This window comes from Streptomyces sp. NPDC018610 (genome assembly GCF_044391765.1).
In the GTDB taxonomy this organism is placed as follows: domain Bacteria; phylum Actinomycetota; class Actinomycetes; order Streptomycetales; family Streptomycetaceae; genus Streptomyces.
The window spans coordinates 205,967-229,691 of sequence record NZ_JBISAL010000002.1 but is presented as its reverse complement, the minus strand read 5'-3'; the positions used below and the strand labels follow the sequence as shown (position 1 = coordinate 229,691).

The window sequence follows — 23,725 nt, the reverse complement described above, 5'->3', positions numbered from 1 at the left end:
CCGCGCGGGGCGCCGACCCCGCCGGGACCGCGCATCCACCCGGGGACCGAGCGAGGCCCGGGAACCGAGGAAGGCCGGGCGGCGGGGAAGGGCCCTGGGAACGGCGAGCGGCCGGTGACCGGCGAAAGCCGGGGGACGGGTGACGACCAGGGACGGGCGAAGGCCCGGTGGCCAGGACGGGCCCCGGAGCGGGGCAGAGACCGAGCCGGTACGGCCGGCCGGGGCGATAAGGGTTTGCCCGGGGCCCCGGGCGGCCCGCACAATGCGTGACCATGGGACATCTGGAAGCCGCGCACCTGGAGTACTGCCTGCCCGACGGGAGGACGCTCCTCGGCGACGTGTCGTTCCGGGTGGGCGAGGGAGCCGTGGTCGCCCTCGTCGGACCCAACGGCGCGGGCAAGACCACCCTGCTGCGGCTGATCTCCGGTGAACTGAAGCCGCACGGCGGCACCGTCACGGTGAGCGGCGGCCTGGGCGTGATGCGGCAGTTCGTCGGGTCCGTACGGGACGAGACGACCGTACGCGACCTGCTCGTGTCGGTCGCCCCGCCACGCATCCGGGAGGCCGCGCGGGCCGTGGACGCGGCCGAGCACGCCCTGATGACCGTCGACGACGAGGCCGCCCAGCTCCAGTACGCGCAGGCACTCTCCGACTGGGCCGAGGCGCGCGGCTACGAGGCCGAGACGCTGTGGGACATGTGCACCACGGCCGCGCTCGGCGTGCCGTACGACAAGGCGCAGTGGCGGCAGGTGCGCACCCTCTCCGGCGGCGAGCAGAAGCGGCTGGTGCTGGAGGCGCTGCTGCGCGGCACCGACGAGGTGCTGCTGCTCGACGAGCCCGACAACTACCTCGACGTACCCGGCAAGCGCTGGCTGGAGGAGCGTCTGAGGGAGACCCGCAAGACGGTCCTGTTCGTCTCCCACGACCGCGAACTCCTCGCCCGCGCCGCCGAGAGGATCGTCTCCGTCGAACCCGGCCCGGCCGGCGCCGACGCCTGGGTGCACGGCGGCGGTTTCGACACCTACCACGAGGCCCGGCGCGAACGCTTCGCCCGCTTCGAGGAACTGCGCCGGCGCTGGGACGAGAAGCACGCCCAGCTGAAGAAGCTCGTGCTGAACCTGCGCCAGGCCGCCACCGTCAGCCACGAGCTGGCCTCCCGCTACCAGGCGGCCCAGACCCGGCTGCGCAAGTTCGAGGAGGCCGGCCCGCCGCCCGAGCCGCCCCGCGAGCAGGACATCCGGATGCGCCTGAAGGGCGGCCGCACCGGCGTCCGCGCCGTCACCTGCGCCGGCCTGGAGCTGACCGGCCTGATGCAGCCCTTCGACCTGGAGGTCTTCTACGGCGAACGGGTCGCCGTCCTCGGCTCCAACGGCTCCGGCAAGTCGCACTTCCTACGGCTGCTGGCCGGCGAGGACGTGGCGCACACCGGCGCGTGGAAGCTCGGGGCGCGGGTGGTGCCCGGGCACTTCGCCCAGACCCACGCGCACCCCGAACTCCAGGGCCGCACCCTGCTGGACATCCTGTGGAAGGAGCACGCCAAGGACCGTGGCGCCGCCATGTCCCGGCTGCGCCGCTACGAGCTGACCGGCCAGGCCGAGCAGACCTTCGACCGGCTCTCCGGCGGCCAGCAGGCCCGCTTCCAGATCCTGCTGCTGGAGCTGGCGGGAGCGACGGCCCTGCTCCTGGACGAGCCGACCGACAACCTCGACCTGGAGTCGGCCGAGGCGCTCCAGGAGGGCCTGGAGGCGTTCGACGGGACCGTCCTGGCCGTCACGCACGACCGCTGGTTCGCCCGCTCCTTCGACCGCTTCCTGGTCTTCGGCAGCGACGGCAGGCTCCGCGAGACCCGGGGACCGGTCTGGGACGAACGGCGGGTGGAGCGGGCGCGGTAGGCGCGCCGCTCGCCCTCGCCCGCGCGCGGCGGGGCGCGCCGTTCAGCGGCGCGCCCCGCCGGGTGTTCCGGGCGTCTCACTTCCAGCGCAGGATCGCCCCCAGACCGCCGGCCGGCGCGTCCTCGCCGGTCGCCGAACCGGCCGGCGCCAGCGACAGCGCCGCCGCGTCCGTGGTGACCGCGGAACGGATCAGGGCGTCGTCGGCGCGGGCCGGCCAGGAGTTCTGCTCGCCGAGGATCTTCAGGTCCGTACGGCGCACCGCCACCTGGTCCGGGTCCTCGCCGATCCACACCTCGCGGTGGGCGTCGGCCCCCTCCGGGCTGATCAGCAGCTCCTCCAGCCGGTGCTCGCGGGCGGCCTCGACCAGCGCGGGCACACCCTCGACGGCGCCGGAGCGGCCCTCGTCGTCGGGGGCGCGGGCGGCCCGGAACCGGTCCAGCTCGCCGTCGAGCCGCCGGCGCGCGTGCTCCGCCCGGATCTCCTCCACGTCCTCGTCCAGCAGCCGGCTGCCGGCGCCGTGGACGGCCTCCACCACCTGGTCGTGCAGCCGCTTGGGCAGCCGCTCGCGCACCTCGTGCCGCTCCCGGTCGTCACCGACCATGATCAGCAGATCCGCCCCGGTCTCCTCCTGGCAGACACTGAGCGCGTCGGCGATCTCCGCCGCGTTGTGCTCCCAGGTGTTCTCCACCTTCAGCTGGAAGTGCCGCTCCGACCAGTCGACGCTGCTCGTGCGGTGGATGGGCCACTGCTGCCCGACGACCGTGCCGGCCTGCTCCCGGCCCAGCGCGCTGCGCAGCTCGAAGTCCGCGCCCTTGCGGTCCACGTACGCCACGATCGCGACCGGATCCTCGCCCGCCAGCTCCAGCAGCGGTCCCACCCGCGGCAGCGGCGCCCACTCCGCCCAGCTGCCGCCCCGCGGCGGCCGGGCCAGCCGCGGATCGAGGACCACCCGGCCGGCCCGTGCGAACAGGGCCCGGCCGTGCGGGTCGGGGGAGTGGCGCAGGTCCTCGATGGCGCTCTCCACGGCCCGGCAGGTGTCCTCGTCCGCGCCCTGCCGCGCCAGCTCCCGGGCCATCGCCTGGGCCGTCAGGTGCACCTCGTGGGCGGTGTCCTCCGCACGGCGGGAGGTGTCGACGTACACGGAGGCCCAGGGGCCCGGGTGTTCGTACAGTGGATGCAGAAAGGCGAGATCCATGGCTCCCTCCCGGAGGCCGCTCGGTGGTAGTGCACGCCGGGCGGGTACCCGGACCGCATGAACGAACACGACGAGCGGGGCAACACCATGACCGGAGTCGACCCGGGCCGGCTGGACGACCAACAGCTCATGAAGGAGCTGGAGACCATCCACCGCACACGTCACGACACGCTGCTGTACGGCTCGAACGACGCGCTGCGGGCCCACAACGAGCGGATGGCGCAGCTCGAGGGCGAGTACCTGCGCCGCAACCCGCGCCGTCCGGTCGCCGCGGGCCGCACCCGCGAGGGCGCCCGGGAACGCGGCGCGGGCGAGGCGACGGCGCCCCACGCCTGACGGCGTCCTGGTTCCGCCTGACGGCGTCCTGGTCCGGGGACCCGACGGCGCTCCACGCCCGACGGCGTCCTGGCCGGGGGAGGGGCCGTCAGGCGGACCGCTCCGACGGCCAGGCGGCCCGCTCCCACGATCGTGCCCGCCGGCGCGCTTCCTGCGGCGCGCCGACGGGCACCCTCATGCGATGCGGCCTGGCGTCAGCCGGCCTTCCGGTGCTCGGCGAACACGTCCAGGAACGTCTCGCAGAACGCCTTCAGGTCGTCCGGCTTACGGCTGGTGACCAGCTTGTTGGGGCCGTTCGAGCAGACCTTCACCTGCTCGTCCACCCAGGTGCCGCCCGCGTTGCGGATGTCGGTGCGCAGACTCGGCCACGAGGTGAGCGTCCGGTCGCGTACGACGTCCGCCTCGACCAGCGTCCACGGCGCGTGGCAGATCGCGGCCACCGGGCGCCCCTGCTCGAAGAAGTCCTTCACGAACGCGACGGCCTTCTCGTCGGTCCGCAGGAAATCGGGGTTGGCCACGCCGCCCGGCAGGACGAGCGCGTCGAAGGAGTCGGCGGAGGTGTCCCCGACGACCGCGTCGACGGGGAACGTGTCCGCCTTGTCCAGGTGGTCGAAGCCCTGGACCTCCCCGGGCTTCGTGGACACCAGCACGGTCTCGTGCCCGGCGTCCTCGGCCGCCTTCCGGGGCTCGGTGAGCTCCACCTGCTCGACGCCCTCGGGTGCGGTCAGAAATGCGATGCGCATGATGGTTCGAAATCCTTTCGTCGTCCGCCGGGGGTCACTCGTCCCCGGCGGCTCGTACCTGGCCGGCGGCGGCTGCCCACCGTGCGTTCCGGGGCGTGCCGTACGGCTGTCCGGCGCGCCGTAGGGCCGAGCGCGTCCCGCCTCACGGCGCCGCGCCGGCACCCCGACCGACGCCCGAGCCGGCACCCGGACCGCCGGCACCCGGACCGCCCGGGCCCGAGCCGGCACCCGGACCGCCCGGGCCCGAGCCGGCACCCGGACCGCCCGGGCCCGAGCCGGCACCCGGACCGCCCGGGCCCGGGCCGACGGCCCTGGTGGCGGCGACGTCCGGGCCGCGGTCCGTACCGTCGTCCGGCTCCGCCCGCCCGATGCCGGCGAGGGCCGAGTCCGGGTCCCGGGCCTCGGCGAGATCGCTCAGGCTCACCATGCCGACCGGCAGGCCGTCCTCCACGACGGGCAGCCGGCGCACGGCGTGCTCCCGCATCAGGGCGACCGCCGCCCGCAGCGGGTCGTGCGGTCCGACGACCAGGGGATCGGGCGTGCACACGGCCCGCGCGCTCACCGTCTGCGGGTCCAGGCCCTCGGCCACGGCCCGCACCGCGATGTCGCGGTCGGTGAGCACACCGACCACCTCCTGCCCGTCGGCCACCACGACGCCTCCGATGTCCTGGGCGCGCATCAGCCGGGCCGCCTCGACGAGCGAGGCGTCCGGACGCACCGCCACCACACCCGGTGTCATGACGTCCCTGACGAGTTCAGCCCTCACGTCGGGCCCCACCTGCCTTTCCGCCCCTCTGGGGGCTACGCGCGGTCCTCCCGCGGAGGCCGCTCGGTGTGGGTCAGTTCCTTCGCCAGTTCCTGGACGTTGGCGTACTGCGCCTTGCGCGGCAGCCGCTCCAGTGCCTCGATGAGCGCGTCGGGCGCGTTCTTGCGGCGCAGGGTGCGGGCCAGATCGGCCGGGCCCGCGGGGAACGCCGTACGGCCCAGGTTCCGGGCCAGCTCCAGGCGCACGGTCTCCAGGGACGCCCGGGAATCGCCCGGCGCCACCGGTCCGCCCCACACCTGCGGGTCGTCCTCGGCGGTCGGTTCCGGGTCGTGCCACTCCTCGCTCCGCGTGGGGTGGCCGGACCTGAGCAGGCCCTGCAGCTCGTGCTTCATCTCGTCGTCACGGTGGACACTCAGCCGGTCGCTGCCTCGCTGCATGTCTCCCTCCACATCGTCGGGGTGGCGACCGCGTACCCGTGCACGCGGAGCCGACACGGCCGGAAGAGGGGTGTTTGCCCGCGGTCGCGTGGGGCAGGGGCACCCCCAGTGCTTCGGGCCGGAGGCACGTCCGTGGGAGCGGCGCGGCAGGACCGCTCACACGCCGCGGTCGTCCGGTCCGGCGTCCGCGCTCCCGCGGTGACCGTCCACCCAGAGCACTTCTCAGGGAGCTGCGACGCACCATGGACACGCGACCGAGCGCGAGGCACCACCCGCACGACGACGCCCCCGAGACCGCCGACGCCTTCCGCAGGCTCTCGGAACTCGACCCGGGGCCCCCGCGCGACGCCCTCCGAGACGAGATCGTCGAGGCCTGGCTGCCCATGGCCGAACGGCTCGCCGCCCGGTTCCGCAACCGCGGCGAGAGCCTCGACGACCTGCGCCAGATCGCCGCCCTCGGTCTGGTCAAGGCGGTCGACCGCTACGACCCCGAGCGCGGGCACGCCTTCGAGAGCTACGCCGTGCCCACCATCAGCGGCGAGATCAAACGGCACTTCCGCGACCACATGTGGACCCTGCACGTCCCGCGCCGGGTGCAGGAACTGCGCAACCGCGTGCGCTCCGCCGACCAGGTCCTCTCCCGGACCATCTCCGGCCGCAGGCCCACCGTCGCCGAGATCGCCGAGCGCGCCGACCTGAGCGAGGACGACGTACGCGCCGGCCAGGAGGCGCTGGAGAGCTTCACCGCGCTCTCGCTGGACGCGGAGCTGCCGGGCGCCGAGGACGGCTACCGCCTGGGCGACTCCCTCGGTTCGCCCGACGCCGCGCTGGACACCGTCGTGGACCGCGAGGCCGTCAAGCCGTGGCTCGCGGCGCTGCCCGAACGCGAGCGGGCCATCCTGCGCATGCGGTTCTTCGACGACATGACGCAGAGCCGCATCGCCGAGCGGCTGGGCATCTCGCAGATGCACGTCTCCCGACTGATCAGCCGCTGCTGCGACCGGCTCCGCGAACAGGTGATGCGGGACGCGGCGTAAGCCTTGCGGGCCTCGCGGGCCTTGCGGGGCTTGCCGGGCCTGTCGGCCCTGTCGGCCCTGTCGGCCCTGTCGGGGCGGAGGGCCCTGGCCCTTCCCGCCTGCCGGGCCCGCCCGGCTGGGTCCGCCGGACCCGTGGACCTGGCTGACCGCGCGCCGGTGCGTCCGTGTCGTCCGACCGGCGGTGCGGGGGGCGACGGCTCGCCGTCCGGGGGTCCCGTCGTCGCGGCGGCGGGCGTCACCCGATAGGTCGTCGGTGTCCCGCGAATGGGGCTCGGCCGCGCGCGGCGCCGGGGGCGAGGGGCTGTGATGGCAGCGGAGAGCACGGAACTCCGTGCCGCCCGCGCCGCCGGTCCGAGGAGCCCAGCCCATGCGCCGAACCAGCCCCCGCGTCCTGCCCGCCGCCGTCCTGGCCGCCCTCATAGCGGGCTCCGCCGCGACGGCCGCGTACGCGGCCCCGGCCGCCGGACCCGCACCGCACCCGGACGTCCTGCGACAGCCGCTTGGCCCGGCCGGCGCCGTCGTCCGCGCCGGCTGCGCTCCCGGCGGTGACGCCATGGCCCGGGAGGCCCCGGCCCCGGTCCCGCTCGCCGCCCGAGGCGCCGCGCCCGCCCCCTGCCCGGCCGCGCCGAGGGGCGGGGGAGGCCAGGAACGCGCCGCCGTGCCGCGGGCCGCGCCCGACGGTCCCGGCGACGACGTCGCACAGGACGTCCCCGGGGATCCGGCCGGGGATCCGATCCTCCAGGACGCGCTCGCCCACGACCCGGCACGCGACGGCTCCGTACGCGAAGCCCCGGCCCCGGACGACTCCGCCGGCGAGGACCCCGCGCGTGAGGACTCCGCCGGCGAGGACCCCGCGCGTGAGGACTCCGCCGGCGAGGACCCCGCGCGTGAGGACTCCGCCGGCGACGCGGGCCGCGTCCCGTACGGCTACGACCCCGGTCGCGACCCGGCGACCGGGTCCGCCCCCACCCGTGCCCCGTCCCGCAGCGCCGCCCCGGCCGCCCCCGACGACCCCGCCCGGCCCACCGGGACGCCCTCCCGCGCCCCCGGCCGCGACGAGGGCTCCGGCTCCGTCCCGCACGACCAGGGGGCGTCGCGTACGCCGGGCCGCGACTCGACCTCCCACGACACCGACGACCCCGCGCGTCCTCCGGCCGGCCACGCCCCCGGATCCGACTGCGCCGACGCCGACATGGCCGACCCGTCCTGCGCGGGCGCCGCGGCCCAGCACGGTGTGCAGGCCGGCACGGGCGGCTCGTTCACCGCGTCCCTGCCCGCGCTGATCGGCGGCGGCGTGCTCATCGCGGTGTCCCTGTGCGGCGCGGCGCACCGCGTGTGGCGGCGCAGGGCGGGTGGCTGACCCGGCGCGGGGAGGTCGATGTCCGGACCGCTGCGGCGCCCGGTGACGTTCGCGTCCGCCCCGCGCGCCCCGTGCGACCCATGGGACCGCGTCCGAGTGGGTACCCGCACCGCCGAGGACGCGGCCCCGGCCGTATCGGCCTCGCCGTACGGACGGACGAAGGGAACCGACGAGACGGGCAGGACGGACGAGGCGGCCCCGACCGGCCCCGGTGGACGGACCCGCGCGGTGCCCGGGCGACCCGGGCGGGCCGCGCGGTCCACCTCACCGGGACCTCCCGGGACCCGGCCGCGACAGGACCCGGACACGGCATCGGCGACAGGACATGGCATCAGGGACTGTGCGGAGGTACCCATGCGGCGGACGGACCGGGAAGGCCAGGGCCCCGTCCGCTACGGGCCGTCGGCCCTCCCCGACGACGGACTGCCGGTCCTGCCCGAGCTGTCCGCCGTGCTCGCCGGGGCCGCCGGCCGGATTCGGGACAGGCCGATCGGCGGCTGCCCGGAGCTCCTGGACGCGGCCGGCGGCTACTGGCTGCGCCGCGGGCTCGCCACCCGGCCCGACCGCCTGGCGGCGGCCCCCGGCGCACCCGCACTGCTGCTCGCGCTGACCGCCGCGCTCGGCGGCGACGTCCTGGTGCCCCGGCCCTGCGCCGCCTGGTGGGCGCCGTACGCGCGCCTGCTGGGCAGACCCGCCTTCCCCGTGGCCACCCCGGCCGAGAGCGGCGGCGTCCCCGACCCGTACGCCCTGCTGGAGACCGTCCGCAGGGTCAGGGCGGAGGGCGGCGACCCGCGGCTGCTGGTCCTGTCCGTCGCCGACGACCCCACCGCCACCGTCGCGCCGCCGGAGGTGCTGCACGAGACCGTCGAGGCCGCCGCGGGCGAGGGACTGCACCTGGTCAGCGACGAGACCTGGCGCGACACCGTACACGCGCCGCACGAGACGGTGCTGGTCAGCCCCGCCGAGATGCTGCCCGAGCGGGTCACCGTCGTCACCGACCTCGCCGGCGCGCTCCTGCCCGGTGGCTGGCCCGCCGCCGTCGCCCGCTTCCCGGGCGGCGCGACCGGCGCCGCGCTGCACGCGCGCGTGCTGGACGTGCTCACCGCGCTGGACGCCCGGATCGCCGAACCCGTCGCCGCCGCGGCCGCCTGGGCCCTGGACGAACCCGACCCCGTGACCGCACGCCTGACCGCCACCGTCCGGCTGCACGCGCACCTGGCCCGCGCCGCGCACGCCGCGGTCGTCGCCGCGGGCGCCCTCGCCCGGCCCCCGCAGGCCGGCCGGCACCTCTACGCCGACCTCGGCCCGCTGCGCCCGGCCCTCACCGCCCGCGGGGTCGGCGACGCGCAGGAGCTGGAGGAATTCCTCGGCGCCCGGCTGGGCGCGCCCGCGCCCGGCGGCCAGCGCTTCGGCGACGACCTCGGCGCACTGCGCGTACGCCTGTCCACGGCGGCGCTGCTCGACGACGCCACGGACGAGGAGCGCACGCGGTGCCTCCAGTCGCCCGAGCCACTGGAACTGCCTTACGTGCGGGCCGCGTTGATCTCCATGAAGTCGGTCTTCGACGATCTTCGCGACGACGCTCAGCGATGGGAGCATCCCCGATGACGCAGCAGTCCGAGCCGACCACGTCCACGACCACGTCCCCCTTGACGGCCACGGCCGCGTCCGCGCCCCCGTCGGCGAGCCCCGGCGCGGCGGACGGGCCCGGCGCCCGGAGAGCGGACGAGCCGCCGGCCACGTCCTCCACCCTCGCGCCCCCGTTCGCGCCGCCGCCCGGGAGCGCCCCGTACCCGCCTCCCGCCGCCCCCCGGCCGCCGGGCGAGCGGCGGATGTGGCCGCGCACCTTCCACGACCGGCTCACCGCACCGCTGCCCGGGCTGAAGGCGCTGGCCAGGTTCGCCCGTGAGGGCGCCGTACGCCCCGGCAAGGAGGGCCTGGCCGACGTCCCGCTGCTGCCCTACGAACCCGGCCCGCTGCCCCGGGTGGACGCCCGCACCGTGGCCGTCACCTGGGCGGGGCACGCCAGTTGGGTGGTGCGGATCGGCGGGCTGACCGTGCTGACCGACCCGGTGTGGTCGCGCCGCATCATCGGCACCCCCGCCCGCATCACCCCGGTCGGCGTCCCGTGGAGCGCGCTGCCGCCCGTCGACGCGGTCGTCATCAGCCACAACCACTACGACCACCTGGACGCGCCCACGCTGCGCCGACTGCCGCGCGACACCCCGGTGTTCGTGCCCGCCGGGCTCGGCCGCTGGTTCCGCCGCCGCCGGTTCACCCGCATCACCGAGCTGGACTGGTGGGAGGCGGCCGAATTGTCCGGAGTCCGCGTCGACTTCGTGCCCGCCCACCATTGGTCCAAGCGCACCCTCACCGACACCTGCCGCAGCCTGTGGGGCGGTTGGGTGCTCACCGCCCCCGACGGGCAGCGCGTCTACTTCGCCGGCGACACCGGCTACGGCCACTGGTTCTCCCGCATCGGCGGCCGCTACCCCGGCATCGATCTCGCGCTGCTGCCCATCGGCGCCTACGACCCGCGCTGGTGGCTCAGCGACGTCCACTGCGACCCGGAGGAGGCCGTCCAGGCCGCCCAGGACCTCGGCGCCCGCCGGATGGCCCCCATGCACTGGGGCACGTTCGTCCTGTCCGCCGAACCGGTGCTGGAACCCCTCACCCGGGTCCGCGCCGCCTGGGAGAAGGCGGGCCTGCGCCGCGAGGACCTGTGGGACCTGCCGGTGGGGGCGTCCCGGGTGCTGGACTGACGTCCGGGGCGGGACCGTCCCGGCGGCCGACGGCACGAAGAGCGGCCACCGGCGCCCACGGCCGCCCCCGGTCAGTTCGAGGACCGGTGGGCCGGCGCGCCCGGTCAGTTCGAGGACCGGTGGGCCGGCGCGGACTGCCGTATCCGGCGCCAGACGCCGGGGGCCGCGCCCACCAGCACCGTCAGCAGGATCGCGGCGGCCACCCCCTCCCAGGGCTCCTCGAACAGGGCGCCGCCGAGGATCCCGATCACCTGGTACGTCACCGTCCAGGCCAGACAGGCCGGAAGGTTGCCGCGGGCGAAGCGGCGCAGCGGCCACTTCGCCAGCAGACAGGCCAGCATGACCGGTATGCGCCCGGCCGGCACCAGCCGGGACAGCACCAGCACCGCCACCCCGTGATCGGCGAGTTTGCGCTGCGCCTGCTCCAGCCGGTCCTGGGGCGCCCGGGAGCGGATCGCCTCCAGCCAGCGCGAGCCGTTCTTCGAGCCGAGCCCGCGCCGCCCCAGCCAGTACAGCGCCGCGTCCCCGCAGAACGCGGCCAGCGACGCCGTCACGAACACCAGCGCGAGCGACAGGGGTGCGGTCCGGTGCCAGGCGACCACCGCCGCCGAGGAGACCAGCGCGCCCGTGGGCACCACCGGCACCAGCGCCCCGATCAGCACCAGCAGGAACAACGACGGGTACCCGAAGGCCTGCTGGGTGGTCTCCGTCGGCACCACCGACGACACGGCGGCGGCCAGTCGTATCACCGTACGACCTCCAGGCGCACGCTCTCGCCGTGCGCCAGCCGGTGCACCGCCACGCCGGGCGCGCGCAGCGCGGCATGGCGCACGAACTCGTCACCCGGCGCATGGAACTCATGGGGGCGCACGGCGTCCATCCCGATCGGCCAGTACGTGCCGTAGTGCACCGGCACGGCGGTGCGCGGCGCGAGCCGGGCGAGCGCCTGCGCCGCGCGCCCCGCGTCCAGATGCCCTTCCCCGAGGTACGGCCCCCAGCCGCCCACCGGGAGCAGCGCGGCGTCCACCGGCCCCACCTCCTCGGCCATCGTCTCGAACAGGCCCGTGTCCCCGGCGAAATACGTCCGCGCCCGCCCCTCGACGACGTAGCCGAGCGCGGGGGAGCGGTGCGGGCCCAGCGGCAGGCGCCGTCCGTCGTGCGCCGCGGACACCACCCGTACCACCACCGGGCCGACCTCGACCCGGTCGCCCGGCGCCACCTCGGTGATCCTCAGCCGGCCGGGCCGCCCCAGCCGGCGCAGCCCCGGCACCGCCCTGGGCGCGCCCCGGGGCACCAGCAGGCGCGTGCCCGGCGCGAGCCGGGCCAGCGAGGGGAGGTGCAGATGGTCGGCGTGCAGATGGGAGACGAGCGCCACGTCCGCCTGCCAGGCGTCCGGCGGCGGCAGCGCGCCCTGGCGCCGGCGCAGGTGCGCGAACCGGCGGGCGAACAGAGGGTCGGTCAGCACGCGCACGTTCGAATCCTCGACCGTACAGGTGGCGTGACCCCACCAGGTGATCTCCACCGGCACCTTCTTTGCCTCCTTCGCGCGACTCCCCCCGACCCTACGCGCAGCGGTAGGGTCGGCGGCGAAAACCCGGAGGTGAGGGGGACGCCATGGGAGAAGTGCCCGATCCCCGCGGCGGGGCCGCCGCGACACCGGTCCGCGTCACGGCGATCGCCAGCCTGACGCCCCTGGAGGAGCTGAACGACGAGCCCTTCCTCGTGGACTCCCGCGGCCAGCACGCGATGTGCGCCCAGTGGGCCGCCGAGCACGGCTACGTGGTCGCGCGCGAACTGCTCGTACGCGGACTGCGCACCGACCACTGCGCGCTGTGGGACGGCGTGCGGCCCGGTGTCGACCTGTTCGTCGCCCCCAGCCGGCGCGTGCTGGAACGGGCGCTGTCCTCCGTGGAGGAGTTCACCGCCGAGTGCGCGCGCCGCGGGGTACGGGTGGAGACGGTCGGCCAGGCCGAGCCGTGCTACGACGCCCAGATGAAGGCCCGGGTGCACCGCCGCCTGTCGATGCCGACCGCCGGCTACGACGGGCGGTAGCGGCCGGGGGCGTGGGCCGCGGAGCCGGCTCCCGTGCGGCCTGCCGGCTCGGTGACCCGTCGGTGCGTGCGCCTCGCCGGCCCGTCCGGTCCGCTGTCGCCGCGCGTCCCGGGTCCGCGGGCTCAGGGCCGCCGCGGCCCACCACGGGTCCAGGGCGCCCTCGACACGTATGACAAGCTGGGGCGGGCCCGTGCGGACGACCGGGCCGGGACGTGAGGTGTGTCGTGCGTGGCGGGTGGTGGCGGCGGGCCGCCAGTCAGGTCGGGCGGAGCGTCGCGGTGTGGGCCGTCTCCACGGTCACCATGCTGGTGCTCGCCGGGATCCTGCCGGACTTCCAGCTCCAGTCGCCCGACGGCGACAGCGCGACCACCATCGCCATGACCGCCGCCCTCGGCGCCGGGGCCTTCGGCGTCCTGTCGGCCGTCGTCTGGCCGCTGCTGGTCCGGCTGCTGCTGCTCGTGCCCGCGCTCGTGCTCGGCCTGCTGGTCTTCTTCCTCAACGGCTCCCTGCTCCTGCTCGCCCTGCGCGTCAACCCCTCCGGCCGGCCCGAGGCGGCGCCCGAGACCGCCGTCATCGTGGCCGCCGTGATGTCCGCCGTCGCCTCCGCCACCGGCGCCGCCCTCGCCGTCCGCGACGACGACGCCTACCGCAGCCGGCTCCACCGGCTCGCCGACCGCCGGCGCAGAAGGCTGCCGCCGTGCTCCACCACGCCCGGCACCGTCGTCATCCAGCTCGACGGCGTCGGCCACGACGTGCTGCGGGACGCCGTGGACGAGGGCCTGATGCCGACCGTGGCGCGCTGGCTGGGCGTCCGGACCGGCCAGGAGCCCGCCCGGCCCACGCACCGGCTCACTCCCTGGCGCACCGACTGGTCCAGCCAGACCGGCGCCAGCCAGCTCGCCATCCTGCACGGCACCAACCACGACGTCCCCGCCTTCCGCTGGTACGAGAAGGACACCGGCGAGGTGATGGTCTGCAACCGCCCGAGCAGCGCCGTCGAACTCCAGCGCCGCGCCGTCGCCCGCACCGGCCACGGCGGACTGCTCGCCGACGACGGCGCCAGCCGCGGCAACCTGTTCAGCGGCGGCGCCGGAGAATCCGCCCTGGTCCTCACCGTCTCGGCGCGCCGCGGCCCCGGCACCCGCTCCCGCGCGGGCTACTTCGCCTACTTCTCCGACCCCGCGGGCGCCGTCCGCACCGCCCTGTCCTTCGTCGCCGAGACCGGCCGCGAGATCGGCCAGTCCGTGCGCGCCCGGCTGCGGGGACAGCGCCCCCGCGTCTCACGCGGCGGCCTCTACCCGCTGATCCGCGCCTTCGCGACCGTCGTCGAACGGGACGTCGTCGTCGCCGCCGTCATGGGCGACCTGCTCGCCGGACGCACCGCCGTCTACGCCGACCTGGTCGCCTACGACGAGGTGGCCCACCACTCCGGACCGCGCAGCCGGGACGCGGCGAAGGTGCTGCGACGCCTGGACCGCGCCCTCGCGCTGATCGAGAACGTCGCCGAGCACGCCCCGCGCCCGTACCGGATCGTCGTCCTGTCCGACCACGGACAGAGCCCCGGCGAGACGTTCCGCGCCCGCTACGGCCTCACCCTGGGCGACCTGGTCCGGGCCGGCTGCGGACTGCCCGTGCCGCGCCGCGCGCGCAGGACCCGCAGCGGCGCCGAGGCCCGGGCCGCCGTTCGGGCCGCGCTGCGCCGCCCGGTGGAGGAGGACGGCGAGCACCACCGGCCCGCCCGCCGCCCGGAGCCGGTCGTGCTGGCCTCCGGCAACCTCGGCCTGGTCTCCTTCCCGGACGTGCCGCATCGCATGAGCGAGGAGGAGATCGCCGCCCGGCACCCCGCGCTGCTGCCCACCCTCGCCGACCATCCCGGCATAGGCTTCCTGCTCGTGCGCAGCGAGGAACACGGCGGCGTGGTGCTCGGCGCGCGCGGCGCCCGCATACCGCTGGCCGACCTCGACGCCGATCCCGGCCCGCTCGCCGTGTTCGGTCCGGGCGCCGCCGAGGCCGTCCGGCGCACCCACTCCTTCCCGCACACCGCCGACATCATGGTCAACTCCAGCCATGACCCGGCCGACGGCGAGGTGCTGGCCTTCGAGGAGCAGATCGGCTCCCACGGCGGCCTCGGCGGCGCGCAGTCCCGCCCCTTCCTGCTGTCCCCGCTGCTGTGCTCGGCGCCCGTCCCCGAGGACACGGAACTCGTCGGCGCCGAGCAGGTCCACCGCGTCCTGCGCCGCTGGCTCGGCGAGGCCGCCGGCCCGCAGGTGCCGCTCCAGGCCCGGCCGGACGAGCGGGCCGCCTGAGGGATCCCCGCCGGACCCCGCCCGCGCCCGGCCTTCCCGACCGGCTCCGCCTGCGCCGCCCTGCCCCGGACCTTTCCCGCCCGCCCTGCTCGCCTCCGCCCGCCCCGCTCGTACCAGCTCCCGAAACGCGCCCGCCTCCCGGCCCGTTCGCCGCGTGCACGCGCCACGGATGTGATCGGATGGAGGCAACGGAACCCAGGCAACGGGTCCCCAGTCGAAAGGTATGGATCACACCGTGGCAACAACGCGCACCGCTCACACCGTCTGGGAAGGCAACCTGCTCGAGGGCAACGGCGTCGTCACCTTCGACTCCTCCGGCATCGGTGAGCAGCCGGTGTCGTGGCCGTCGCGCGCCGAGCAGGCGAACGGCAAAACCAGCCCCGAGGAACTGATCGCCGCCGCCCACTCCAGCTGCTTCTCCATGGCCCTCTCGCACGGCCTGGCCGGCGCCGGCACCCCGCCCACCAAGATCGAGACCAAGGCCGACGTGACCTTCCAGCCGGGCACCGGCATCACCGGCATCCACCTCACCGTCGAGGGCACCGTCCCCGGCATCGACAACGACGCGTTCGTCGCCGCCGCCGAGGACGCCAAGAAGAACTGCCCGGTCAGCCAGGCCCTCACCGGCACGACCATCACCCTGGACGCCAAGCTAGCCTGACACGGGGCGACGCGCCCGACAGGGTTCGCCGCTCCCCGATGCCGCGCCCCCGACCCCGGGTGCGCGGCATCGTCGTCCGCGCCCGCCGGGGTACCCGGCATTGACAACGGCTCGCTCTCGTCCTGGGCTGGAACAGGGGGCGGTGCCCCGGCGACGAACGGCGGAAGGGGACGACGATGGCACGTGCGGTCGGGATCGATCTCGGGACGACGAACTCGGTGGTGGCCCTTCTGGAGGGCGGCGAGCCCACGGTCGTCGCCAACGCCGAGGGCGCGCGGACGACGCCGTCGGTCGTGGCCTTCGCCAAGAACGGCGAGGTGCTCGTCGGCGAGGTCGCCAAGCGGCAGGCGGTCACGAACGTCGAACGCACCGCCCGCTCCGTCAAACGGCACATGGGCGACGCGCACTGGCGCTTCCCCGAGCAGGGCTCCGTCGACGGCACCCGGTACCGGGCGCAGGAGCTGTCCGCGCGGGTGCTGCAGAAGCTGAAGCGGGACACCGAGGCCTACCTCGGCGAGGACGTCACCGACGCCGTGATCACCGTGCCGGCGTACTTCGACGACGCGCAGCGCCAGGCGACCAAGGAGGCCGGGGAGATCGCCGGCCTGAAGGTGCTCAGGATCATCAACGAGCCCACGGCCGCCGCGCTCGCCTACGGCCTGGACCGGGGCGAGGAGCAGACCGTCCTCGTCTTCGACCTCGGCGGCGGCACCTTCGACGTGTCCCTGCTGGAGATCGGCGACGGCGTCATCGAGGTCAAGGCCACCAACGGCGACACCCGCCTCGGCGGCGACGACTGGGACCAGCGGATCGTGGAGCACCTGGTCAAGACGTTCAAGGGGCAGTACGGCATCGATCTCGGCACCGACAAGATGGCGCTGCAACGGCTGCGCGAGGCCGGCGAGAAGGCGAAGATCGAACTGTCCTCGTCCACCGAGACGAACATCAACCTGCCCTACATCACCGCCTCCGCCGAGGGCCCGCTGCACCTGGACGAGAAGCTCACCCGCGCCCGGTTCCAGGAGCTCACCGCCGACCTGCTGGACCGCTGCAGGAAGCCGTTCCACCAGGCGGTCGAGGACGCGAGGATCGAGCTGTCCGCGATCGACCACGTGATCCTGGTCGGCGGCTCCACCCGGATGCCCGCCGTCACCGACCTGGTGCGCGACCTCACCGGCAAGGACCCGCACAAGGGCGTCAACCCGGACGAGGTGGTGGCCGTGGGCGCCGCCCTCCAGGCCGGCGTGATCCGCGGCGACGTCAAGGACGTCCTGCTCCTCGACGTCACCCCGCTGTCCCTCGGCATCGAGACCAAGGGCGGCATCATGACCAAGCTGATCGAGCGCAACACCACGATCCCCACCCGGCGTTCGGAGATCTTCACCACCGCCGCCGACAACCAGCCCTCGGTCGGCATCCAGGTCTACCAGGGCGAACGCGAGATCGCCGCCTACAACAAGAAGCTGGGCGTCTTCGACCTCACGGGCCTGCCGCCGGCCCCGCGCGGAGTGCCGCAGATCGAGGTCGCCTTCGACATCGACGCCGACGGGATCATGCACGTGTCCGCCAAGGACCTGGCCACCGGCCGCGAACAGAAGATGACCGTCACCGGCGGCTCCGCCCTCCCCAAGGACGACATCGACCGCATGGTGCGCGACGCCGAACAGTACGCCGAGGAGGACCGGGGGCGCCGCGAGGCCGCCGAGACCCGCAACCAGGCCGAACAACTCGTGTACCAGACCGAGAACTTCCTGCGCGAGAACGGCGACCGCGTCCCCCCGGACACCAAGGGCGAGGTGGAGTCGGCGGCCGCCGAGGTGAAGACCCTGTTGGAACAGAACGCCGACACCGCCGCGCTGCGCACCGGCGTGGAGAAACTCGCCTCCGTCAGCCAGCGGATGGGCCAGGCCATGTACGCCCAGGCACAGCGGAACCCGGCAGAGGGCGCCGAAGGACAGCGCACCGAGGGGCCCGAGCAGGGCGACGAGGGCGTGGTGGACGCCGAGATCGTCGACGACGAGCGCGACACCCGGGGCGGAGCGGCATAGGGCCTGTCCGGCCGTTCCCGTCAGGCGTCGCGGGCCCGGCGGGAACGACAGGACAGGCCCCGGCGGCCGCCCGGGACGGGCTCAGCACCCCGCGCGGCACTCCAGCAGCAGGGCGCGGGTGCGTTCCGCCGAGGCGGCGCGTGTCGTCATGTGGTCCAGCACCTCCAGATGCGTGGCCACCTCCTGCCGGGAGTCCAGATAGAGCGCGCCGGTCAGGTACTCCGTGTAGACGAGGTCCGGCAACTCCGGCTCGGCGAAGCGGAACAGCGAGAACGGCGCGTACGTCCCCGGGTGCGGGCCGGCCGCGAACTCGGCGACCTGCACCGTCACCCGGTCCCGCTCGGTGAGCTCCAGCAGCTTGTCCAGCTGCCCGCGCATCACCCCGCTCCGGGCGCTCACCGGCCGGCGCAGCACCGTCTCCTCGACGACGACCCACAGGTGCGGCGGGTCCGGCCGCTCCAGCAGCTCCTGCCGGGCCATCCGCAGCGACACGTGCCGCTCCGTCGCCTCCCGGCCGGCCTGCCCGACCGTACCGGCCTCCAGCACGGCGCGCGCGTAGTCCTCGGTCTGCAGCAGCCCCGGCACGAAGTGCGGCTCGTAGCAGCGGATCAGCCGGGCGGCGCCCTCCAGGCTCACGTACAGGCTGAACCAGTCCGGCAGCACGTCGCTGAACCGCTGCCACCAGCCCGGCTGGTTGGCCTCCTCGGCCAGCCGCACGAACGCGTCCGCCTCCTGCTCGCCCACCCCGTACGCCGTCAGCAGCACCTGCACGTACGGGATCTTCAGGGCGACCTCGGCCAGTTCCATGCGCCGCACGGTCGCGGGGGCGACCCGCAGCACCCGCGCGGCCTCCTCGCGGGTCAGCCCCGCCGCCTCCCGCAGCTCCTGCAGTCTCCTGCCCAGCACCACCTGGCCCACCGTGGGCGCGGGCCGCCGCTCACTCACGCCACGCCTCCCCGAACGCGCCGAAGTACGCCCAGCAGTCTGTCACAGCATCTCAAGGCATCATCGAACGAAGGTACTTGACGGTCGCCGGGTCGGCCGGCAGGAACGTCTCGATCGCCAGCTCGGCCACCGTCACGTCCATGGGGGTGTTGAAGGTGGAGATGGAGGAGACGAACGACAGCAGCCGGCCGTCGTGCTCGATCACCATCGGCAGCGCGAAGTACGGCACGTCACCGGCCGGCTCCTCCGCGAGGCCGAAGCCGCTCTCCGTCACCGGGTACGCCGCCACCTCCTCGTACAGCTTCCGCAGCCGCGGCGAGCGGTGCAGCGCGATCTGCCGCTCCATCTGCGCGAGCAGGTGCCCGCGCCACTCGCGCAGGTTGCGGATGCGCGGCGCGAGGCCCTCGGGGTGCAGGGTCAGCCGCATCGCGTTCAGCGGCGGCACGAGCAGCGACTCGGGCACGCCCTCCAGCAGCATCGTGATGCCCCGGTTCGCCGTCACCACGTCGTAGTGGGCGTCGACGACCAGCGCCGGATACGGCTCGTAGCCGACGATCAGCCGCTCCAGGCCCTCCCGCAGCGCGCCCAGCGCGGGGGCGTCCAGCGGCGTCTCCGGGTAGTGCGGGGCGTAACCGGCGGCCAGCAGCAGCGCGTTGCGTTCGCGCACCGGCACGTCCAGGCGCTCGGCCAGCCGCAGCACCATCTCCTCACTGGGCCGGGACCGGCCGGTCTCGATGAAGCTGATGTGCCGGGCCGAGGAGTCCGCGTGCAGCGCCAGCTCCAGCTGACTGACCCGCCGCCGCTCCCGCCAGGCCCGCAACAGCGGGCCGACGCCCCGGCCGGCGGGGGCGGTGGGAAGCACGGCGGCATCGATCGCGACAGTGGTCATGGCGACGACCGTAGCCGAACCGCCGCCGGGCGAGGGCGCCCTCACCGGCCGCGGCCCCCCGGACCCCGGCCGAGCAGGGACGCGACGGCGCTCCTGTGGCAGGCTGAACACGTGCGCTCCGCACCGCCCGCGCGGCGGCCGGGCGCCACAGGCACGCCGCCACGCGTACGCGCCCGTCGGGCGACGCACCGGAAAGGGAGTGGTCCCATGCCCGTCGAACCCCTGTCGCAGAAGGAGATCGAGGACCGGCTCGCCGAGCTGCCCGGCTGGTCGCTCGACGGGGACCGGCTCACCCGCTCCTTCCGGCTCGGCTCGCACTTCGCCGCGACGGCGATGGTGGTGCACATCGCCCAGGTGCAGGAGGAGCTGAACCACCACTCCGACCTCACCCTCGGCTACGACACCGTCGGGGTCAGCGTGCACACGCACAGCGCGGGCGGCGCCGTCACCGAGAAGGACGTCGAGCTCGCCGGCCGCATCCAGGACCTCGCGCCGGGCCACGGCGCGCACTGAACCGCGCGGAACGGGGGGGACATGCTGGACTACGACAAGGAAGCCGAGCTCTACGACGCCTCACGCGGCGGCGAGCCGCGTGCCGGGGCGGCGGCCGAGGCGGTCCTCGGCCTGCTGCCCGAGGGGGCGCGGGACCTGCTGGACGTGGGCTGCGGCACCGGGATGGTGAGCCGCCGCCTCGCCGCGGGCCGCGCCCGACTGCGGGTGACCGGAGCCGACCGGGCGCCCGAGATGACCCGCCGGGCCGCCGCGCGGCTGCCGGGCGCCGTCGTCCGCGCCGACTGCCGCCGCCTGCCCTTCCTCGGCGGGCGGTTCGACGCGGTCACCAGCGTCTGGCTGTTGCATCTGCTGCCGCCCGAGGACGTCGGGGCCGTCGTCGCCGAGTGCGCCCGGGTGCTGCGGCCCGGCGGCCTCTACATCACCACCGTCGACAAGGCCGCCGCCCACAACGTGGGCAGCGACATCGACGCGGTGCTCGCCGACCGGCCGCACCGCCCCGCCCACGACGCCGAGGACGTCGTCGTCCGGCACGCCGCCGAGCACGGCCTGCTGCCGGCCGGCCGGGCCGGCTTCCCGGGCCGCGGCCAGGGCCGCAGCCCCCGCAGCGCCATCGCCGACCTGCGGCGCGGCTGGTTCGTCACGCTGCCGCCCGGCGAACCGCTCGCCGAGGAGTTCGCCGCCCGGCTGGGCGCCCTTCCGGACCAGGACCGTTCCCGCCCGGACCCGGTCTTCACCCTGCGGGCCTTCCGCAGGCCGGCCGGCGGCTGAGCGGCGCACGACGACCGGGTGGACCCCAGCAGCAATGGAGTCCACCCGGCGCGCGGTACGCGGAGCCTTAGCGGGGACTTATTCGAGGAGCTCCGCGTACGAACCCATGGCGAGGGCTATGTCCGCCTGGGCCCAGAACCGGTGGTACGTGAAGGTGGGAGCGGCCCCGCCCTTCAGATAGGCCTCGATCTTCGACCAGGCCGGGTCGTTCTTGTAGAAGGACCGGAGCGAGGAGAACGTGGACGACGAGTCGATCTTGTCGCCGTTCGGCATCGTGCCCGTCCAGCCGCTGGGCACGTACACGCTGTCGCCGAACCGGCTGTAGTCGGTGCGGGTCTCCGGGACGGCGACGCCCAGGCTGTCCTGGTCGTTGTCCCACATGCCGTCCAGCAGCGCCTTCGCCGTCGACTTGGCCTTGGCGTCACCGGACTTGGCGGCGTAGTACGTCAGGGTCTTGGCGTACGCGGCGGCCACGCCCACGTCGTTCGTGTAGTCGGCGATGGTGACGTGCAGGGAACTGTTGGCGCCGGGCGAGGAGGCGTTCCAGGTGTCCGGCTTGCCGGACCACTTGAGCGTGGAGGGGATCAGGAAGGTGCCGTCCGGGTTGACCGTGGTGTTGGCCAGCGCCCACTTGACCCACTTGTCGAGGACGGTCTTCGCCTTGATGTCACCGGTCTGCTGGTAGTACTCGGCGACGCGCTCCATCGACCAGGCCTGGAAGCCGAACCACTGGTTGGACGGCGGGTCGTGGTAGACGGGCGCCTCGTCGTAGTACATGCCGTAGAAGGTCGGCGTGCCGGCCGGCGGGGTGGCGTAGCGACCCTGCCAGCTGTTGGTCGCGCCGCCCGCGATGGCGCCCTCGGAGGACTGGAGCCACTGGTAGAACTCCAGCTGCCGCTGGAGCGACTTGCTCCAGTCGGTCGCGCCCGTCGCCGACTTGGGCTTGAGGTCGGCGTAGGAGCTGAGCGCGTACGCGGCCAGCGGGTTCTGGTAGCCGCCGTGGACGTGGCTGGAGCCGATGCGCCAGGCCCAGCCCGCGCTGGTGTCGGTGGCGCCGCCCCAGGCGTAGTACCAGGACAGCAGGTAGTGGGAGGCGTCCTTGCCGGTGCCGGCCGCGCAGGTCGACGGACCGGTGCAGTTGCCGATCTTCTTGAAGTACTTGTCGTACATCGCGTAGCGCAGGTAGTCGCCCATCTTCGCGGCCTTGCCCACGGTCGCGGAGACGTCACCGCCCTTGCCCTGCTCCTTGGCCCACACATCGGCCCAGTACGCGGCCTGCACGGCGCGTGCGTCGGCGTCCGGGGCGTCGGTGTACTTCCACTGCCTGGCGTAGGAGGAGTCGCCGGTGAACAGGTCCAGATAGCCGTTCCTGCCGCCGTACTTGAAGGCGTCGCAGGTCGGCTGCGGGACCGTCTCCCAGACCGACTCCTGAGGTCCGCGCTGGAAGGTGTTGATGTAGGAGGGGCCGGTGGCCGTCGGGCCGGCCTCGCACTTGCCGGGCTCGTCGCCGTAGCCGTAGACGTTGTCGACGTCCTGGATCCAGTGCATGCCGTAGACGTCGTCCGTGCCGTACGCGGACTTCAGCTCGCCCGCGATCGGGTCCGTGCCCACGGACACGGAGGTGTCCAGCTTGGCGGGGTACTCGTTCGGGGTGTCCGCCTCGGGCGCGTAGGTGGCCGGCTTGGAGGCGTTGTAGAAGGAGTTGGTCGGCTGGTCGGCGTGGGTGGGGATCATGTACTTCTCCATGATCTCCCAGGCGCCGTTGAACTTGGACCAGTCGCCCGTCACCTTGCCGTACATCGCCTGCAGCCAGATGAGGTAGCTGTAGGCCTCCGACGTGGTCTCGTGGCCGTAGTCGGGCGCCTCCACGATCAGTGTCTCCACCGAGTGGTAGGGGATGCCCTCGGGCGAGAAGTAGCCGTTGGCCGGGTTGGTGATCTTCCCGTAGAGGTCCAGGAACCGCGCGTCGTAGGCGTTGGCGGCGGCCAGCTCGGTCACGGTGACCGTGGCCTTGGCGTGGCCGGCGGCCGAGGCGGTGAAGGTCGCCGCGCCGGTCCCGGAGGAGTCGGCCGTGACGGTCACCTTCTGCGCGGTGTTCCAGTTCGCCGGGGTGAAGGTGAGCGAGGAACCGCCGGTCACCGACAGCCCGGTGTTGCCGTCCGTGCGGGCGACGCTCACGGTCACGTTCGCGCTCGGCTGCGTCGACAGCTTCACGTCGAAGGTGCCCGACTTGCCTTGCTGAACGCCGAGTTGGGCCGGTGATGCCACCACGGCGGGGCCCGAGGCGACGGTGACGCCGACCGGTGTGGACTCCGCGGACGCGCCGAGGCTGTCGTAGGCCTTCGCCAGCAGGGAGTGGCTGCCCACGCTGAGCGCGGAGGCCGAGAGGGTGTACGGGGCGGTGGTGTCCGTGCCCAGCAGGGTCGTGTCGTCGTAGAACTCGACCTTGGTGATCTTGGCGCCGTCGGCCGCCGCCGCGGTCGCCGCGAGCGGCACCGCGTCGCCCTGCGAGTAGGTGGCGCCCGGGGCCGGGCTGGTCAGCACGGTGATCGGCGGCTGGTGCGCGCCCGCGCAGGTGGTGCCGTTGACCGTGAAGCTCGTCGGCGCGGTGTTGGTGCCGCTGTAGGTGAACTGGGCGCCGGTGCTGACGGCGGCCCCGGCGGCGATCGTCCCGTTGTACGAGGCGTTCTTCACGGTGACCGACTGTCCGGACTGCGACCAGCTGCCGTTCCAGCCGTTGGTCAGCTTCTGGTTGCCCGAGTAGCCGTAGGCGAGGGTCCAGCCGTTGACGGAGTCCGTGCCGCGGTTGGTGATCGTCAGGTCCGCGGTGAAGCCGGAGCCCCAGTCGTTGGTCTTGTAGTCCACGCTGCACGCGAGTCCTGCCGCGTGCGCCGTGCCCGAACCGGTGGCCAGCATGGTCGTGGGGAGTGCCAGGGCCGCCACAACGGCGGTCCACAGCCGCCGGGCCGTCCGGCGTCCGGGTCTGTGTGCGGGATACATGTGCTGGTCCCTCCT

The 23,725-nt window shown here is 74.5% G+C and carries 20 protein-coding genes and 1 pseudogene; 12 read left to right on the top strand and 9 right to left on the bottom strand.

The window, feature by feature from the left end; genetic code table 11:
- Positions 1-272 precede the first annotated feature (272 nt).
- Complete coding sequence (locus ACH5A8_RS06450; RefSeq protein WP_398998616.1) at positions 273-1,892, top strand: ABC-F family ATP-binding cassette domain-containing protein; 1,620 nt, start codon at positions 273-275, stop codon at positions 1,890-1,892.
- A gap of 76 nt (positions 1,893-1,968) precedes the next feature.
- Here the strand turns inward: ACH5A8_RS06450 and ACH5A8_RS06445 are convergent, their stop codons facing one another.
- Positions 1,969-3,087, bottom strand: a complete 1,119-nt coding sequence (locus tag ACH5A8_RS06445) for a Vms1/Ankzf1 family peptidyl-tRNA hydrolase (RefSeq protein WP_398998615.1) — start codon at positions 3,085-3,087, stop codon at positions 1,969-1,971.
- A 57-nt stretch (positions 3,088-3,144) separates the two neighbouring features.
- Between ACH5A8_RS06445 and ACH5A8_RS06440 the strand changes: the two genes are divergently transcribed.
- The gene (locus ACH5A8_RS06440) at positions 3,145-3,423 is read left to right on the top strand and encodes a DUF6158 family protein (RefSeq protein WP_398998613.1); all 279 of its coding nucleotides are present in this window, start codon (positions 3,145-3,147) and stop codon (positions 3,421-3,423) included.
- A gap of 194 nt (positions 3,424-3,617) precedes the next feature.
- On the opposite strand, the gene ACH5A8_RS06435 is transcribed toward ACH5A8_RS06440, so the two are convergent.
- From ACH5A8_RS06435 to ACH5A8_RS06425, 3 genes and pseudogenes are all read right to left on the bottom strand, one after another.
- Positions 3,618-4,166, bottom strand: a complete 549-nt coding sequence (locus tag ACH5A8_RS06435) for a type 1 glutamine amidotransferase domain-containing protein (protein ID WP_398998611.1) — start codon at positions 4,164-4,166, stop codon at positions 3,618-3,620.
- A 349-nt stretch (positions 4,167-4,515) separates the two neighbouring features.
- Positions 4,516-4,905 (bottom strand): annotated as a pseudogene (locus ACH5A8_RS06430) (CBS domain-containing protein); the annotation flags it as partial.
- A gap of 62 nt (positions 4,906-4,967) precedes the next feature.
- Positions 4,968-5,369: a DUF2795 domain-containing protein gene (locus tag ACH5A8_RS06425; protein WP_398998610.1), complete on the bottom strand. Its 402-nt coding sequence runs from the start codon at positions 5,367-5,369 to the stop codon at positions 4,968-4,970.
- Positions 5,370-5,611: 242 nt separating this feature from the next.
- Here ACH5A8_RS06425 and ACH5A8_RS06420 point away from each other — a divergent pair, with 242 nt between their 5' ends.
- The 4 genes from ACH5A8_RS06420 to ACH5A8_RS06405 all read left to right on the top strand — a co-directional run bounded on the left by ACH5A8_RS06420 (position 5,612) and on the right by ACH5A8_RS06405 (position 10,528).
- Positions 5,612-6,406: an RNA polymerase sigma factor SigF gene (locus tag ACH5A8_RS06420; protein ID WP_398998608.1), complete on the top strand. Its 795-nt coding sequence runs from the start codon at positions 5,612-5,614 to the stop codon at positions 6,404-6,406.
- Positions 6,407-6,773: 367 nt separating this feature from the next.
- A complete protein-coding gene (locus tag ACH5A8_RS06415; RefSeq protein ID WP_398998606.1) occupies positions 6,774-7,766 on the top strand; it encodes a hypothetical protein in 993 nt (330 codons plus the stop codon).
- A gap of 354 nt (positions 7,767-8,120) precedes the next feature.
- A complete protein-coding gene (locus tag ACH5A8_RS06410) occupies positions 8,121-9,374 on the top strand; it encodes an aminotransferase class I/II-fold pyridoxal phosphate-dependent enzyme (protein WP_398998604.1) in 1,254 nt (417 codons plus the stop codon).
- A complete protein-coding gene (locus tag ACH5A8_RS06405) occupies positions 9,371-10,528 on the top strand; it encodes an MBL fold metallo-hydrolase (protein WP_398998602.1) in 1,158 nt (385 codons plus the stop codon). The genes ACH5A8_RS06410 and ACH5A8_RS06405 overlap by 4 nt, the downstream gene beginning before the upstream one ends.
- A gap of 104 nt (positions 10,529-10,632) precedes the next feature.
- On the opposite strand, the gene ACH5A8_RS06400 is transcribed toward ACH5A8_RS06405, so the two are convergent.
- Positions 10,633-11,277 (bottom strand): DedA family protein, encoded by a 645-nt coding sequence (locus tag ACH5A8_RS06400; RefSeq protein WP_398998600.1) that lies wholly within the window; start codon positions 11,275-11,277, stop codon positions 10,633-10,635.
- Positions 11,274-12,056 (bottom strand): MBL fold metallo-hydrolase, encoded by a 783-nt coding sequence (locus ACH5A8_RS06395; RefSeq protein WP_398998598.1) that lies wholly within the window; start codon positions 12,054-12,056, stop codon positions 11,274-11,276. Before ACH5A8_RS06395 ends, ACH5A8_RS06400 begins: the two co-directional genes overlap by 4 nt.
- 86 nt (positions 12,057-12,142) lie before the next feature.
- Between ACH5A8_RS06395 and ACH5A8_RS06390 the strand changes: the two genes are divergently transcribed.
- From ACH5A8_RS06390 to dnaK, 4 genes are all read left to right on the top strand, one after another.
- A complete protein-coding gene (locus tag ACH5A8_RS06390) occupies positions 12,143-12,580 on the top strand; it encodes a hypothetical protein (protein WP_398998596.1) in 438 nt (145 codons plus the stop codon).
- Positions 12,581-12,804: 224 nt separating this feature from the next.
- Positions 12,805-14,886 carry a phage holin family protein gene (locus tag ACH5A8_RS06385; RefSeq protein ID WP_398998594.1) on the top strand — a complete coding sequence of 694 codons (2,082 nt, stop codon included), beginning with the start codon at positions 12,805-12,807 and terminating at the stop codon, positions 14,884-14,886.
- Positions 14,887-15,121: 235 nt separating this feature from the next.
- Positions 15,122-15,547 carry an OsmC family protein gene (locus ACH5A8_RS06380; RefSeq protein ID WP_009191504.1) on the top strand — a complete coding sequence of 142 codons (426 nt, stop codon included), beginning with the start codon at positions 15,122-15,124 and terminating at the stop codon, positions 15,545-15,547.
- Between the two features lie 176 nt (positions 15,548-15,723).
- Positions 15,724-17,595, top strand: a complete 1,872-nt coding sequence (gene dnaK, locus ACH5A8_RS06375) for a molecular chaperone DnaK (protein WP_398998592.1) — start codon at positions 15,724-15,726, stop codon at positions 17,593-17,595.
- Between the two features lie 81 nt (positions 17,596-17,676).
- Here dnaK and ACH5A8_RS06370 read toward each other — a convergent pair whose 3' ends face one another.
- Positions 17,677-18,540: a helix-turn-helix domain-containing protein gene (locus tag ACH5A8_RS06370; RefSeq protein WP_398998590.1), complete on the bottom strand. Its 864-nt coding sequence runs from the start codon at positions 18,538-18,540 to the stop codon at positions 17,677-17,679.
- A gap of 52 nt (positions 18,541-18,592) precedes the next feature.
- Complete coding sequence (locus ACH5A8_RS06365) at positions 18,593-19,429, bottom strand: helix-turn-helix domain-containing protein (protein ID WP_398998589.1); 837 nt, start codon at positions 19,427-19,429, stop codon at positions 18,593-18,595.
- A 207-nt stretch (positions 19,430-19,636) separates the two neighbouring features.
- Here ACH5A8_RS06365 and ACH5A8_RS06360 point away from each other — a divergent pair, with 207 nt between their 5' ends.
- On the top strand, positions 19,637-19,942 hold the full coding sequence (locus ACH5A8_RS06360) for a 4a-hydroxytetrahydrobiopterin dehydratase (protein WP_398998587.1): 306 nt from the start codon (positions 19,637-19,639) through the stop codon (positions 19,940-19,942).
- 21 nt (positions 19,943-19,963) lie between these two features.
- The gene (locus tag ACH5A8_RS06355; RefSeq protein ID WP_398998585.1) at positions 19,964-20,710 is read left to right on the top strand and encodes a class I SAM-dependent methyltransferase; all 747 of its coding nucleotides are present in this window, start codon (positions 19,964-19,966) and stop codon (positions 20,708-20,710) included.
- Between the two features lie 78 nt (positions 20,711-20,788).
- On the opposite strand, the gene ACH5A8_RS06350 is transcribed toward ACH5A8_RS06355, so the two are convergent.
- A complete protein-coding gene (locus tag ACH5A8_RS06350; RefSeq protein ID WP_398998583.1) occupies positions 20,789-23,710 on the bottom strand; it encodes a glycoside hydrolase family 48 protein in 2,922 nt (973 codons plus the stop codon).
- Between the last annotated feature and the right edge of the window lie 15 nt (positions 23,711-23,725).